At 56.5% G+C, this 14,395-nt stretch carries 15 protein-coding genes; 6 read left to right on the top strand and 9 right to left on the bottom strand.

Going from position 1 to position 14,395, the window contains the following annotated elements:
- Positions 1 to 50: 50 nt before the first annotated feature.
- From P9292_RS41410 to P9292_RS41385, 6 genes are all read right to left on the bottom strand, one after another.
- Entirely contained in the window at positions 51 to 347 is a 297-nt protein-coding gene (locus tag P9292_RS41410; RefSeq protein ID WP_309965785.1) for a DUF6723 family protein, read from the bottom strand.
- 229 nt (positions 348 to 576) lie between these two features.
- Complete coding sequence (locus tag P9292_RS41405) at positions 577 to 1,569, bottom strand: chemotaxis protein CheB (RefSeq protein WP_309965783.1); 993 nt, start codon at positions 1,567 to 1,569, stop codon at positions 577 to 579.
- A 701-nt stretch (positions 1,570 to 2,270) separates the two neighbouring features.
- Positions 2,271 to 3,640, bottom strand: a protein-coding gene (locus tag P9292_RS41400) for an IS3 family transposase (protein ID WP_309965780.1) whose coding sequence is annotated in 2 segments (ribosomal slippage) — positions 2,271 to 3,163 and positions 3,163 to 3,640 — 1,371 coding nt in all. Because the reading frame shifts where the segments join, the coding sequence is not laid out codon by codon here.
- 287 nt (positions 3,641 to 3,927) lie between these two features.
- Positions 3,928 to 5,034: a patatin-like phospholipase family protein gene (locus P9292_RS41395; RefSeq protein ID WP_309965777.1), complete on the bottom strand. Its 1,107-nt coding sequence runs from the start codon at positions 5,032 to 5,034 to the stop codon at positions 3,928 to 3,930.
- Between the two features lie 258 nt (positions 5,035 to 5,292).
- Positions 5,293 to 5,799 carry a DUF892 family protein gene (locus P9292_RS41390; RefSeq protein ID WP_309965774.1) on the bottom strand — a complete coding sequence of 169 codons (507 nt, stop codon included), beginning with the start codon at positions 5,797 to 5,799 and terminating at the stop codon, positions 5,293 to 5,295.
- Positions 5,800 to 6,132: 333 nt separating this feature from the next.
- A complete protein-coding gene (locus P9292_RS41385; protein ID WP_309965771.1) occupies positions 6,133 to 7,263 on the bottom strand; it encodes a HAMP domain-containing sensor histidine kinase in 1,131 nt (376 codons plus the stop codon).
- A 561-nt stretch (positions 7,264 to 7,824) separates the two neighbouring features.
- Between P9292_RS41385 and P9292_RS41380 the strand changes: the two genes are divergently transcribed.
- The 3 genes from P9292_RS41380 to P9292_RS41370 all read left to right on the top strand — a co-directional run bounded on the left by P9292_RS41380 (position 7,825) and on the right by P9292_RS41370 (position 9,816).
- A complete protein-coding gene (locus P9292_RS41380; protein WP_309965767.1) occupies positions 7,825 to 8,007 on the top strand; it encodes a hypothetical protein in 183 nt (60 codons plus the stop codon).
- Positions 8,008 to 8,056: 49 nt separating this feature from the next.
- Positions 8,057 to 8,227 (top strand): hypothetical protein, encoded by a 171-nt coding sequence (locus tag P9292_RS41375; protein WP_309965764.1) that lies wholly within the window; start codon positions 8,057 to 8,059, stop codon positions 8,225 to 8,227.
- A 719-nt stretch (positions 8,228 to 8,946) separates the two neighbouring features.
- The gene (locus P9292_RS41370) at positions 8,947 to 9,816 is read left to right on the top strand and encodes a manganese catalase family protein (protein WP_309965762.1); all 870 of its coding nucleotides are present in this window, start codon (positions 8,947 to 8,949) and stop codon (positions 9,814 to 9,816) included.
- 517 nt (positions 9,817 to 10,333) lie between these two features.
- Here the strand turns inward: P9292_RS41370 and P9292_RS41365 are convergent.
- The gene (locus tag P9292_RS41365) at positions 10,334 to 10,645 is read right to left on the bottom strand and encodes a hypothetical protein (protein WP_309965758.1); all 312 of its coding nucleotides are present in this window, start codon (positions 10,643 to 10,645) and stop codon (positions 10,334 to 10,336) included.
- Positions 10,646 to 11,025: 380 nt separating this feature from the next.
- On the bottom strand, positions 11,026 to 11,376 hold the full coding sequence (locus P9292_RS41360) for a response regulator (protein ID WP_309965755.1): 351 nt from the start codon (positions 11,374 to 11,376) through the stop codon (positions 11,026 to 11,028).
- A gap of 430 nt (positions 11,377 to 11,806) precedes the next feature.
- Between P9292_RS41360 and P9292_RS41355 the strand changes: the two genes are divergently transcribed.
- The 3 genes from P9292_RS41355 to P9292_RS41345 all read left to right on the top strand — a co-directional run bounded on the left by P9292_RS41355 (position 11,807) and on the right by P9292_RS41345 (position 12,985).
- On the top strand, positions 11,807 to 12,082 hold the full coding sequence (locus P9292_RS41355; protein WP_309965750.1) for a hypothetical protein: 276 nt from the start codon (positions 11,807 to 11,809) through the stop codon (positions 12,080 to 12,082).
- Between the two features lie 139 nt (positions 12,083 to 12,221).
- Complete coding sequence (locus P9292_RS41350) at positions 12,222 to 12,698, top strand: DUF6723 family protein (protein WP_309965747.1); 477 nt, start codon at positions 12,222 to 12,224, stop codon at positions 12,696 to 12,698.
- 17 nt (positions 12,699 to 12,715) lie between these two features.
- Positions 12,716 to 12,985: a DUF1488 family protein gene (locus tag P9292_RS41345; RefSeq protein ID WP_309965744.1), complete on the top strand. Its 270-nt coding sequence runs from the start codon at positions 12,716 to 12,718 to the stop codon at positions 12,983 to 12,985.
- Between the two features lie 915 nt (positions 12,986 to 13,900).
- On the opposite strand, the gene P9292_RS41340 is transcribed toward P9292_RS41345, so the two are convergent.
- Positions 13,901 to 14,092, bottom strand: a complete 192-nt coding sequence (locus P9292_RS41340; protein ID WP_309853701.1) for a hypothetical protein — start codon at positions 14,090 to 14,092, stop codon at positions 13,901 to 13,903.
- Between the last annotated feature and the right edge of the window lie 303 nt (positions 14,093 to 14,395).

Below are 14,395 nucleotides of genomic sequence, written 5' to 3'. Positions count from 1 at the left end.
CAGTCAGATGGCGCGTGATTTCAACTGCGCGCTTACCTCGCTGCTGTGCGCTATATCTCCGGATATGCGAGATCTGCTGCGACGATCTCGGTCCCAAGCGTTACGGCGGCGACCGATGCCTCCTGTTTCGTGGGAAACGGACCAATGGGTCCTGCTCCCTCAAAGGGAAACAACAGCCGTCCGTCTGTGGTACGAACGACCTTTAACGTGCCATAAAAACCGCTTGCCAGTGTGCCCCTATACGACGCATAGACAACGAAGTCGCCTTTGTCTGCGCCTGCTTTCGGTGGCACGGGCTTGGTCGGATAGAGGACTAGTTTGGGTCGCTTGCCTGACGTATGTGCCATCGACGTATGCCCTGTAAGTGAAGACAACTACTGAGCATTGCGTGAGCCAGCGAACATGTCCCTGTTTGGGAAATCAAAGGCGCTAGCAGGCGATGCAAGAGCCCTCCCTACCGCCGACGGGGCTTCGACGGACGGACCTGCAGCGCGACGCGTACGTTTTGTACCCCTTAAGGACAAACCCTCGCTTACCTTCTCCGGTTCGCCCGAGCCACAGATCATCCTGAAATCGTCAGCTATCGATCAGGCCCTCTCGCACGATGCGCATAGTTGACGCTTTTGCCTCCTCAAGCGTAGCAACTCGGGCAACAAGATGCGAGACGTCACGTCCGGCTAGCCTTTCCTCTTCGAGTTGTTCGCGTGCCAAGAAAATCCGTTCTTCGATTGCCCGAATCGCCTGCCAGATCGCATTCTCGGATTGCCGGCGTTGCTCATCTTCCAGGGCCACTGCGGAAAACGCGTGACCGGTGTGACAGCGATAGCGCAGCGGCATCCCGCTACCGATGCGCCATACAACGCCGCCGCAGTCGGGGCAGGTCAGCGAGCTGCGCACGCCAATGGCATCGAGATCAGCTAGCTCGATCTTCCCGGTACGCATCATTCTGTCTTCCGACTCGGCCGCCAATGCGTCCGCTTGATTGTGTTCCTTTGGAGTGGTCATGGTTGCCTCCAGTGCTTGACGGATGGCCGTGCCTAGCTCCGCAATGGGAGCCACGACGTCGGCCGTGGTGGCTCGCAGCGCATTGATGGGCATGCTAGGCGAGCGGCAATCAGCGGGATCTTGGACGATGGTGAACCCGCCGCAGGCGCGCACCGCCCGCATCCCTGCGGCCCCGTCGTCGAGATCGCCGGTTAGAACCACGCCGATGACTCGACGGCCGTACGTGACAGCCGCTGAGCGAAACAAAGGATCCGCCGCTGGGCGGGTGAAGTTCTCTTTCGGTCCATTGGATAGCAAAGTTCTGCCGTTTAAGAGCAACAGGTGACGGTCCGGCGGCGCAATGTAAATTGTCGATGGTGCAAAAGGCTCATTGTCTGCGGCATGTCTCACCGGCAAATTGCACACGGTTTGTAAGATGGCGGGCAAAATGCTCGGATAGGCGCCGATATGCATCACCACGAACACCGAGGCGGGCAAATCCCTTGGCAGCGTACCGCACAACTGCTTAAGTGCTCCCAGGCCGCCGGTAGATGTCGCTACCACCACAATATCTCGTCGTTCCATTTGTTCCTCGCTTGATGATAGCGCCGGGCGTGCTTGTCGTTGTCTTCCGCGCTGCTCAGGCCGCTACTACTAAGAGCAAGGCGTCGTGCGACGGGTACCTGACTGCAAGCGCGCAGCGAGGCGTTTTTCAAATTCGATCTCCCCATCTATCCTCGTGTGCAACCGCCGATCCTGCGAAGCGGCAGAAACACTCTTCGGCGTCACAGATGGCAGATGCGAGGCTCAGGCCCGAGGGCCATTAGCCGATCAGGTCGAAATTGTCGCTAGATGCGCACCCATGTCACGTAACGCGCTACTCAAGGCGCCAAGTGTTCTGGAACAACGCGGTTGTTTTGGTTACCGCGCTGTCGATAAGTGCGATCTGCGAAAGCCGTTCCGACATGGCACATGACATGCTTAATCATCAGACGGTTTCTTCTTGAACGCGGGATGCACTGAAAGACATGACACCACTTCGCGAGGAGTCAAACTCAAGGCTGGCTGACGCCGACGGTGGCGGCTTCGTTATCGAAGCCCCTGATCCACGTCTTGACCGCCATCTCTACCTCGAAACGCGCATATACCGATCTGACTTGGCGATTATTTTCGGAATGGCGATAGCCAGTGTTGCTTTCCCTAGCATTTTCCTATTACTTCTTTTGCTCGGATTTTAGGGTTCAGGGTTGGATGAAGTGACCCCCGAAAGTTGGACGGTGTGACAGCTATGCTGTTGCGAGCAGAGACCGGTATGCGACCGGGCTCACGCCTCCTACCTTCATCTTGATACGTTTGTGATTGTAGTAGTGAATGTAGTTTTTCAGTCCGGCGTGGAGTTCATCAACGTCTCGAAACTTGTTTAGGTGGAAGAATTCTGACTTTAGTGTGCCAAAGAAGCTTTCCATCGCCGCGTTGTCGAGGCAATTGCCCCGGCGCGACATGCTTTGTTTGACAGAATGCTTGTCCAAAGCCTTCCGATAGACCGGCATTCGGTATTGCCAGCCTTGATCCGAGTGGAGTATGGGTCTGTCGTTCGGTCCGAGGCGCGCGAACGCTCTCTTGAGCATGGTCCCGACCATGTCGAACAGAGGTCGTCGGGCTATCTCGAAAGCGATAACCTCGGCGTTGTACAGGTCGAGAACGGGCGAGAGATACAGCTTCTCGCCACCGACATTGAACTCGGTGACGTCAGTTACCCATTTGTCGTTCGGACGCTTCGCATCGAATCGCCGTTCAAGAATGTTCGGTGCCGCAAGGCCCACCTCGCCTCTGAATGCACGGTACTTTTTCAACCGGACGTACGACTTCAGCCGAAGTTCACCCATCAGGCGCTGAATTGTCTTGTGGTTGATCTTGGTGCCTTCTTGCCGTATCACGGCAGTGATGCGGCGATAGCCATACCGCCCCTTATGCTCGTCAAAGATCGAGCGAATCCGGACCTTCAGGCTTGCATACTTGTCGGCAATCCCGAGCGCCTTCTTCTGATAGTAGAAGGTACTCCGTGCCAGGCCCGCCACCTTGAGCAAGCCAGCGAGTGGATATTGTTGCCTTAGTTCAAGCACGATTCGCGCTTTTACTGCTGCGCTTCTTGCTTCTTCGCTTGAACTAAGGCGTCGAGTTTTTTTAGGTATGCGTTCTCCATTCGAAGATGATCCAGTTCTGCCAGCAACTCTTTACGGCTAGGGGAGCTGCCATCATATGACTTCGGCTGAGGCTTTTTAGTTGACGGCTTTTTCATTCTTGGGCGGCGCACGGAAGCGTACGGCGACAAGCCGGCCATGCCGCCTTCGTCGTATGCGTGTTCCCAGTTGCCAATGATGTTGAAATTTCGGATATCAAAGAGGGCTGCAACTTGGCGGTAGGACAATTCGTCATCTCGCATACGTTGCAAAACCGATAGCTTGAATTCTAAGCTATAGGTCGCTCTACGCTTCTCCTGCACACCTTCAGCGCCATGTACGCGGTAAAGCGCTGCCCATCTACGCAGCGATTCTACGTTGATGCCATGACGTCGCGCGACGACCTTGAGCCCGTGATGGCCAGCGCAATAATCCTTAACGGCAGCGAGCTTCGCTTGTTCTGTATATTTTCCCAAGACATTCCCCAAAGATAGGTGCAACCTTCGGGGGTCAGTTCACACAAGGGTGCTCCCAATTCGTCGACAGAATGGTGACACGAATGCCTTCCGATGTGGGGACTTTGGTTCGCCGTCGTCAAACAGCAACGGCGGTCGACAACATTCGGCTCCGTGGGCAGTTCTCAAGTCAGCATACGAGCCTTCCTCGAGGAACTCCCCGGGGCGTCTTGTGAAGGCCATGCAGCGCGGCTAGCGCCACAACATGCAAGCGTGGCATTACCATTGTCAAAGGGTCTTACGGCCACTCATAACACTGTTAATCGTTCGAGTGCCGCTTGTGCTGCCTGCCGCCCGTGGGCCCAATGTGTCTGGATAGCTGCCGGGCTGAACTGACCATCCTTGAAGTGCGTTCCGTCTTGCGACGACTCGTAGTCCATCGGAACAATGCGGATCGGCTTGACGTTCGCAAGCGCTGCCGCGTTCATGAGTTCCGCATCGGCCTGGCGCCGTGCCGGCTCGATACACTCGAGCGCATAGGCGAGCAGCGACTTTAGACGCTGCGACTCGTCCAACGTTTCACGGTAAGCCGCCGCGCGACTTCCATGCTCAATGTTTTTCTGACGAATTTCGGCGTCAGTCAGATTGTCGGGGACTTGGCCGTCCGGGCTCCAAAGGTCTGCCCGGAAGATGGTCGTACGAACGTCGGCCGGAGCAGTTTCGATGATACGGTGCATCGGTGCGGCCGAAACGAGCGAACCATCCCAGAACCATGCATCGTCGATCTCGACGGCGGCAAACCAAGGCGGCAATGAACCGGAAGCGACAATCATTGCTTCACGCAGGCGCCCATGGCGGTTATCAAAATAGTGTGACTTGCCGGTAGCCACGTTGGTCGCAACGACGCTCAGGTGTGTGGTGCTGCGATTCAATTCCTCGAAGTCGCAAAGGTTCTCCAAGGTCTGATAGAGCGGCGCGAGATCCATGATGCTGGCTAGCTCGGGCGCGCCGCTACCATTCACCCATGGCACGTTCAGCCGGCGGGTGAAGAAGCCGGGGAGTCCCACGCTCATCGCATAGCTCTGGTCCGCTTCGGCCAGCGAGCGGCGAAAGTCGTCCCCAGCGAGCATGCTCGCGCCGAAAAACCCGAGCATCTGATCCCGCGTGGCTGTACCGGGTATCGAGACCCGATGATAGAACTCCCTCAGTTGATCCATTCGACGCGACTTTGAATTACCAAAATAGATGGCAGCGTTGATTGCGCCGATTGACGATCCGCAGCAAGCGTCTACTTCAATATTTGCCTCGTGTAGGGTCTCGAACACGCCGGCCTGGAACGCGCCGATGGCGCCGCCGCCCTGCAGTGCGAGGGCAACCCGCTCGAATCCCCCTGCATTCGGGTCGTGCTCAGTCATTGATGCTCCGTGGACTTCGTAGGAACTGTTTCTCCCGCTATGCACAACGACAGAAAGTGGGCGAAGTGGGACTAGACGATGAGGCAGTGCTGTGACAGGGAAACAGTCATGCGTGGACATCGTGCCCTCGGCTACTCGGCGGTCTTTCGTTGAGCGCTTCTGAGAGAGGCCCTGGGTAGCGATAACCAAAGCGGCTAACGCTTGAAACTGCCGTGAAAATCAGGCGCCGCGTCTGAGCACGAACGCGGCGCCCTAATTTCACTTGCTGTTCTTTGTGCCTGCCTCCTCCTCAGATAGCTCTTGCTCGGCGAGCATCGTCAGCTTTTGGTCAGTGGCTTTTTCTTCTTCCAATGTTTCAAGAAGAAGATTCATCGCGTCGGCGTAACCAAGCTTTTTGGCAAGGGCTGCGAGGGTGCCGTAGCTCGCAATCTCGTAATGTTCGACCTTTTGCGCCGCGGCGATCAGTGCAGCATCAAGGATCGGACCTTTCTCGATTTCCTCGATTTGCTCTTGACCTTCTTCGACAAGCCCTTCCATCGCCACGCATTTGACGCGCTTAAGCTTGATTTCAGTGCCCGCCACCACCTGATCGATCCGCTCGATCTGTCCCTGCGTCTCCTCAAGGTGTGTCTTGAAAGCGGCGGCAAGATCCGGGTTGGTCGACGCGCGGGCGAGCTTCGGGAGCGCCTTCGTCAATTGCTTTTCTGCACTATAAACATCAGACAAGGCGTGGATAAACAAATCTTTTAGCGTTGCTACAGCCACGGTAGTTCTCCTTAAATTTGTGAGCGCTGCGTTTCGAGCAGGCCTGCACGCGGTCATTTCTTTCCCTAGACCAGGATGTCAAGCGCTTTCCTTTATCGTGGATGGGCGCGGTCATGCATAACACGACCGAGCAATGGGTATGCCGCGGGCTGAACGATCGCAACCAGGTCAACCCACACTGACATTGGCGCGATGCCCGGTCAGCTGTGTACTTAGAGGTCGCGGACTAGCAAACTAGCAAGCCCTTCCTCGGTGGGACTTCATTTCTAAGCAAAGGTAACGCGCGAAAACGCTCCTTGTCGTCAGGTGTTCACCGTTCAGCAGTCTTGCCATCTACGCCGTATATCGCGGCAAGTCAATGGTGAAGATGCAACCGACGCCCGGCCGGTTCTTCACGCTCAAAACGCCTTGATAGGTTTCAACGATCTTTTTTGTAACCGATAGACCTAACCCAAGGCCGGTCTTATCTGCGGACTGCTGCCTAAAGGGTTTGAACATGGTACGTGCCGCGTCTGGCGCGAGTCCGCCGCAATGGTCCTTTACATCAATCAGGATTCGATCCGCTATCGCGTATGCGCTAAGGGTGACGGTGCTGCGCGGACGGGTGAACTTGAACGCATTTTGGATAAGGTGTCCAAGAGCTGAGTACAGGGCATCGCGATCCGCACGGAACGCAAGCGTATTGTCGACCGCTAGAACCGTGAGTCTTACGCCTCTTACCTGAGCAGCTAGCTGAGCCGCATGCGCGACCTCGGCAATAAACTCAGCCAGGCAGTGGTTTTCTGCCGCCAGTCGTGCGTTCTCAGCCGGCGCCCTTGGGTCCTCAATCGAGGATTCGATCGTCTTGCGCATCGTGGCAAGGGCACGTTCCAAAATGGTTCCCGTAGCGCCTGACAGACTTAGGTTGCCCGCTTTGGCGGCCTGGAATGCCATCATCGCGTTGCCCAGCGCATTTCGCATCTCATCCGCGAGTTCTTCTATCCGTTCTTTGAAAGCCTGTGTTTCCTCTTGATGCTCCACCCTGCCGTGTTGATAGCTGAATTCCATCACGGCCCTTGCTATTGCCGTGTCGAGGCAGTGATTCATTGTTTTGAATTCTTCGACCTCGAAAGGAACGTCGCGCTCATGCGCCAACGTGGTAACAGCCTGACAAACATCGCCGTAATCGTGCACGACCTGATCGATGGTGTAACCCAATGCATAGAGTGCGCTTCCGTGCTCGCTGGCTGATGCTCCAATCTCGGAATTGGTGGCAACGCCGCCGGGCGGACCGGAAACTTCTTGGCCGCCAGGCGAGTTATCGCTCTGCTCGAAACGAAGCGTCGCAATCAACTGGTCAAGGAAGAGCGGCACGCCAGTTTGGAGTTGGTCCTTGGACGCCGCCCGAAAGGGACGACTTGCCACTCTTTCCTGGCACTTCGCCAGGATGATGGCGCGATTGTTCGAAAGGAAGTTGTGCAACATTCATGTCCTTGGGACCGTCTCATGTCAGTCGGCCCAAACAGCGCGGACATGAAAGGCTTTGCCCATAAAAGAGGCGAGTGTCGGGGCGCGACGCTCTAAATTGACCGAGCGATCTAAACCAAGAGAGAAGCGCTCCATTAAGCGCTCGAGCGGACCTGCGCACGACTTCAATCAGACACCACCGCAAGATGTGCGTTGGGTCAGTGCGCGGCCGATGTCGGGTTGAGTCGCGGCAGATTAAGCCTCCCGGGCATGCTGCCTCGAACTTCATTATGAGGGCTGCGAAAGATTTGCTGCGTGTTATTTCAGCAATGCGGCAAAGTACTGGTATCTACCTGGAGCCTTTCCCATTGCGTCGAATGATCGTTAAGGAATCGAGAGAGACCTGCCCGACCGATCGTGATGCGCCTACCGAGACTGGTCCTAACCCGCCACAGACGATTTTAAAAGCGAACGGTTCGTATCGCTTATTCGAACCGCAAAATCTAACGCTAGAATACAACTCGGTACCCAATCTTTGGGTATCCAAAATGTTCAACCCCATATGGGAAGGAGGGGCTCATGAACAATCTTGATCTCGCCGGGGCACTACGACTGGCCATAACCGTGCTTCGCGATTCTTCAGACAATCGCAGAATGCCATCGGGTATTTCATTAGGCGCAGAGATTGCGGCACTCCATGCCGATGCGGCGGAAATCCTCGAACTGTCGCTGAAGGAGCTGTCGAATCTTTCCGATGGGTGATCCCCGTGTTTCGGCGGGCCTTCCCAAAACTCATCAAAGCGGAGGCACGATGAAATCCGAATGGGAGCGCTCAAGCGAGCGGGTGCAGCATGCGATCGAACTCCAGTTGCGACAGATCGAGCAGCTTAGACGTTGGCCGCGCAGCCTTATTGTAGTCGGATGTTTGGCCGCCATGACCGCGAGTGCTGCGCTGCTGTTTCTCCTCCAGCGCTTCTTTTGACGAAACGGACAAATGCGAAATTCCGAGGTGCAGCGTCGGCCTGTTTTCGTATTACCTCGGCGTTCTCTCAGGTCCTAGCTGGCCGAATGGACGTCCGACGCTGCGGTTACATTTTAGTAAGTAATCGTTTTCATGTCACGCAGAAATGGCTTTCAGAAGCTAGCCTTCAATTCGCGCGGAAGGGCAAAAAAAACCGACCCAAGAGGTCGGTTAAAAGTTCTGGCCACTCCGAGTGCCTGCCAGAACCTGAGAGCCAATCACGAAGCCATATCACAAACATCAGAGGAACCGGTACCGGACTTTAACAGAAGGCTGCCCAAGGATCGGTGCTTCAGCCCGCTGCCAGAGAAATGTGATCGGTTGCTAAAGAGCTACCGGCGGTGCCCGTGCGTCGCGTAGAGACGGCTCTGTGCGGAAAACGGCGTCGCAGAGTCGAGGACCGCAATTGCGACGTCGTGCGGTTGCGAGACACAGAGTATGGCACAGCCATTGCTCAATTTGTGTTGCGACGACGTCGCAGCGCCGCTGTCAGTGCTGTGCATCGAGCGCGCGTTCCTGCCTTCAAGACGCCGGCGCATTTCCGCGCTGGGGCTCGTGGCATGTGGACCGCAAGTGACGCTTCGGCGCTCCTCTCGGTCGCTGCGAGATCAACCCGACCATTTGCTGCTCGCGTGCACGCCCGCAAGGCTACCGCTCGCCCCTCACAAGGAGCCGTTGAAATGTTTGTTCATAATAAGCGCCTGCAATACACCGTCCGTGTCGCGGCCCCGAATCCTGGGCTAGCCAACCTTCTGCTTGAACAGTTTGGCGGTCCCCAAGGCGAACTCGCGGCCGCCTGTCGCTACTTCACCCAGGCTGTTGCTGAAGATGATCCGGGCCGTAAAGACCTGCTGTTCGATATCGCGACCGAGGAGCTGAGCCACCTTGAGGTAATCGGCTCGATTGTCGCGATGCTCAACAAGGGCGCCAAGGGCCAGTTGGCCGAAGGCGTACAAGCTGAAGCCGAACTGTATCGCTCGCTGACTGGCGCGGGCAACGATTCGCATATCACCTCGATCCTCTATGGCGGTGGAGCGCCGCTCACCAATTCTGCCGGCGTACCGTGGACGGCGGCCTATATCGACACCATTGGCGAACCCACTGCCGATCTGCGTTCGAACATCGCCGCGGAAGCGCGCGCCAAGATCGTCTACGAACGACTGATCAACGTCACTGATGATCCAGGCATCAAAGAGGCGTTGGGTTTTCTGATGACGCGCGAGATTGCCCACCAAAAGTCTTTCGAGAAAGCGCTGCACGCCATCCAGCCGAACTTCCCGCAGGGCAAGCTGCCCGGTAACCCGGAATTCACGAGCGTCTATTTCAATATGTCCAAAGGCGACGACGCCCGAGGCCCTTGGAACCAGGGCGGCGACTGGCAGTTCGTCGAGGATCCGCAGCCGGCAGTCGATGGCGGAGACGGCACGGCCACTGTTCAGGTATCGGAGCAGGAAGTGCAGGCGCTGCAATCGATGGCTTCTCGCACAGCCTCAGACCCAGCCGCAAATCCCACGACAGGCGCTGACCTTGGCGCAGGTCAAGCCGTTTAAAGGCCGTTAGATCTCAACCGCGCGCGGTCTGCGCGGTTGTGACGTTAAAGCTCGTCCGTTAAAATCAGGCCATATTGCGTGGGCTGCTTGTAGTCTCCCCCCACTCCCGATCCCCGGCGAGCGGCGCGACGCCACTGCTCTTCCAGCGGGTTGCATTGCTTTGGCTCGCCCTGCTATGCCACGGTGTTGACGGCGTGCGAGCGAGGGCGCCATCCAGCAAGCCGACAATGCTCCCGGAAAAAGGCAAGTCGCCGGAGCGTGTTCCAGTTAAAATCCGCAATTTGAAGCCGAGTTAAGTCCAATTTAAAGCCGAGTTAAGTCTCCAGGCGGCAGTTCTTCAGCTGGCGCCATTCGCGACTATCACCGCGCCATTCAACTGATCCTTGACAATGCAAGCGTCCCCAAGCGGTGGACCATTGTTTGACACGCATGATCCGGCGCATTTCGTTTCGACCGTAAGCATCGTTTTGAAGTAGCGGTATGCGGTATCCACGAATTTGCGGTCTGCTCCCGGTGCTTAATGGTCGGCGTTTTGCCAGCCTTCGCGAATGTTGACCCGATCGCTTGGACCGTTCTCAATAAAGTTATCCTCAAAGCATCGGCCAATCAAGTCGTCGTAACTCCCCGGGTCGCAACTTACGATGGCTCGAAACATCTTAATCAACGCGTTCCCGTCTTCGAGATGTGCAACGACTACCCGAGCTGTCCGCAGCGAAACCGACTCGCGCACGGAGGGCGCTTCACTTCCATCCTGAAGCTCGAAAGCGAAGCGGTGAATTTCTTCATGTCCCTCGGCAATGGTCGTATGTCCCCAGATAATTGCTTTCATAGTTCGACGTTCAAGGAGTTTCCGATCGCGAAGCAAGCTCGGTTCCACGGATTTCGCGCTTCCGTTCCCTTATTTCGCTTCATGCTTGAGGGGTGGGAAGCGACGAACAACGCAGCGAATGAGCACAACCCGATCACCGGTTGCGCTGCATTGTCGTCCTGCGCCCGGAGTTGTGCACTAACTCCTCAGGACTCTAGCTCGACGGGGATGGGAGGTCACAGGCATCGCTCCCAGACCAAATTTGGCGCTTAATACGAAACGTGCTATTTATGGCTCAAACGCTTGGGGGCCCGAATAACGATGAAGAGGCCGACCCCGACAAGAGCCAGGATTGCTCCGGCAGACCAGCGCGACAGCCCGCCCCTCGCAGGCGTACGCTTTCAAACTTCAGCGGTGAGCTGTTCAAGCAATTCGACTAACGCAGTCGCGGGGTTGCCTTTTTGACAATAGCCGTCGAAGTCGCCTATCGGAGCACGCTGCTGAACGAAGGCCTCGTCGTGCGCAGTTAGGGCGACTATTACGACGTCTTTGAGCAGAGGTTCGGATCTGAATCGTCGCGCCACCGCAAACCCGTCTAATTCGGGCATAGATATGTCGAGGAAAACAACACTCGGCACCCACTTCAGCGCTGTGCAAATCGCGCTTGCGCCCCCATAGGCAGCCTTCGAAGTTGTTCCAAACAGTCCGAAATACGCGGTAAAAGCGTCCGCGGCATTCGTATTATCGTCCACCACCAGCACTCGCAGCCGGCTGTCGCGGCGCACTACGCGACGACTTGTCCAACGGCGCGCATAAGTGCTAGAGGACGGCATCGATGTATGGATTGCTTATGAACATACAAAAGATAGCACAAAGAGTTCTGGAACGAGCGGCGTATTTGCTGCTTAAGGCTCCCGCAAATCGCAAAGATCAAAGCGTATACGTTTCATTTTGACGGCATCCCGAATGCTAATAGGCTTCCAGCAAAGCTTTCCATTCCCCACGATTCATCAATACACCTGAAACGACTCGCCTGGCCCGCTTCTACCCTTGTATCAGTCTCGTCGTGCTTGAGGGCGCACCGGTACAACCAACTTTTTGGGCACCGGTTCTGGTTGATTTGCTTAGTTTTGCACAAGAAGCGTTGCGGATCCGAGAAGACATCCGCGCGAGTTCTGACGAATGGATTGGCAGTATTCCGGGGCCTGGGGTATTGAATGCGAGCAATCTGAGACGCTGACCGAATGGATGGACGGAACCGGCGCAGACGCCGTCATCTGGACGGCGTTGCCAGCAAAGTCGCGCGGTCACAACGGTCGAGTACCGAGCGTGGATGAAGCAACTGCCTACCTGCAGTCACTGCATGGCGACGAACGGACGCGCGCCGAAGCTTATACGCCAGACACCGGCGACATCCGCACGCCCTTTCGGGCGCACTTCGAAACAGTATTGGGCTAGCACCCCGAGCAAGAACGCAAGCGAGGTTAGGACGCTGACGTTGTTCAGCGTGCGGTGCACAGGTGTGCATTTACGTTCACTGGCGGCTCGTCGCCCTTGAAAGGTCCACGAGGCACAAATTCGTTGACGACGCCTGGAAATGTCGAGCAATGACGCGAGGTCGGCCACAGATCTGTTCAATGGAGCCACGCCCCCGCGCGCTTGTGCGGCCGCAGCGGGCGCGGTCCACGCGAGCACGCACAGTTGGCGAGTATCTCGCGTCTGTCCAATTCCTTTTGGTACATTTTTTGCTGAGATTGAACTGTTCGTCTATTTCAACGGTGCTATGCGCAACGGAAAACGCCCAAAGCTAGTTCTCTTCCCGTTCAAATCTGTCGCACCGGCAGCCGGCTTGACCGAGAGCGACTTTGCCGTTTATGCGTCCTACCGCGGCACTCGCGCGAGCGGCTTTCACGGCACGTTGAAGGTGGTGCGTAAGACGGATTCCAAGCTGTTGTATCCGTTTGATGGCGCTTCGCCAATCGGCCCTTACACGGGACCGGACGAGGCGCTCGCAGCTGCCCAGCAAATCGGTCGAAAGATCGTCGATGGCGATATTGCAAATCCCGAGCTATAACGATTACCGACGTCTCTATGAAAGCGGCTCCGAGCGAATCTCAGTTTCAGCTGACCCGACATGGAGCCGAGTTCGCGATACTGAAAGATGGTCCGCGCGTTGAGTGCGTGATCTTGTTAGAAGCGCTGCAGCAGTGCTTCTGGCTCGACTTACCAGCTCACGATGAACGCATACGGCAGTGCTTTGTAGACGGGTATGCGCGCATCCGCGCGGTGGCGGAACGAATGTCTCTGGTTGTCAGCTCCGACATGATTCGCCTGACGCCGACGGACTTTCTCAGAAGATGAGATGACCGTCTGGGTGGCGACCACTTAGGCGCAGCCGAAGATGTTTGCGCTTTTCTTGCGATCCGGCGCGGTCTTCGGTTCCAATGGATCACCAAGACTTCACCTATCCGGAGAATGCCTCCCCAATCATGAAACGCGGTCCGAATCGAATCGGGCCAAGTGGTCATCACCCAAAAGTCCCCGTCCAACTGCCGCTTTGCGTTGATGACGGCAAGACGCTCTGATGCGAATGTTTGGGGCGCGGCGGTGTGTTGCTCGCGCTTATCACATCCTGTCACAGCAGCCCATCTCCACCTCGCATTTTCGTTATTGAAGGCGACCTCGAAGACCCGGTAGCCGCCTGGGACGCGCTTATACAATCTGTATCGATTGCTGGAAATGCTGTCGTGCACCTCAGTGGCATCAGACAACGCTTGGGACGGGCGCGAGCCAACTTGTGCCTCTGCTGTCGGCTTGTAGATTCGCAGGTCAGTCCGTCGCTGCATGGTCAAATGGGGGTCGCCGGGTCGATTCAATGGGACTCAATCTTGATCACATCAAGGCGATAGACAGAGTCCTTGGCCCAGATCTCCACCTCATATGGACTCCGGCATCCAAAGATGCCTTTCACCGCTACATCATCGATAAAGATGCAGCCGGACCAAAAGCCGCAAGAAGTGCAGTAGATCCTCAGGTATGTTTGCGGACGCATGATTTTTCCTGAGGGTCGAGGATGAGATCAGCATACGCTTGTCAATGGCCAAAAGCTGTCGTGACCGACTTGGCTCATTCCGTTAAGCCGTCGCCGAAGAGCGGCGCGGACCGGATGCAACGCGCGAAGCACGTACTAGCACTTTCCGCATGCGTCCCTCTAGCGACCCGGCAAAGTTGGGCGCTCCCTTCCCTTCGCGATAAGACCATCGCTCGCTGCGGCAGTCACCCTGCTGCAGGCAGCACTCGAATGTCGGCGCCAGGACGGACGGCGTGCGCGAAAGCGATTGCCGCGCGCTCGTCGTCGACTAAATTGACAGCAACCCCGTGACCGGTCGGAATCTCGACCTGCCAGCGTCCATAAGCGGCCGGTCGAACGATGACTTCGGTGTCATCCGCGCCTTCAGGTGTAAGCATGTAGACTAGGTTCTCGAAGATGGAAAGAATATCGCACTCGTGTTAATAGCTTCCGCGAAGGTTATGTCATTCTCCGTACAGCTCGCGCCCTCGCGCCCGCATTTTCGAGTCTTACGGGCCTGGACGCTATGATGCGGGCAATCGTTGCTGCCCTTCCCTCGCCACTACGATTCGCTTATTGGCGAACGGTTCGGCGATACGTGAGTGCTCAGTATCAGCTGCTACGAACGCGGCAACGACATACATCGCGCTGGTTGCACGACTCACTCACCGTCGTCCGCGTTATAACGTGCCGCCGCTTCG

Source organism: Caballeronia sp. LZ001, from assembly GCF_031450875.1.
Lineage (GTDB): Bacteria > Pseudomonadota > Gammaproteobacteria > Burkholderiales > Burkholderiaceae > Caballeronia.
The sequence above is the reverse complement of the archived record's forward strand: the minus strand, read 5'-3'. Positions and strand labels throughout refer to the sequence as shown.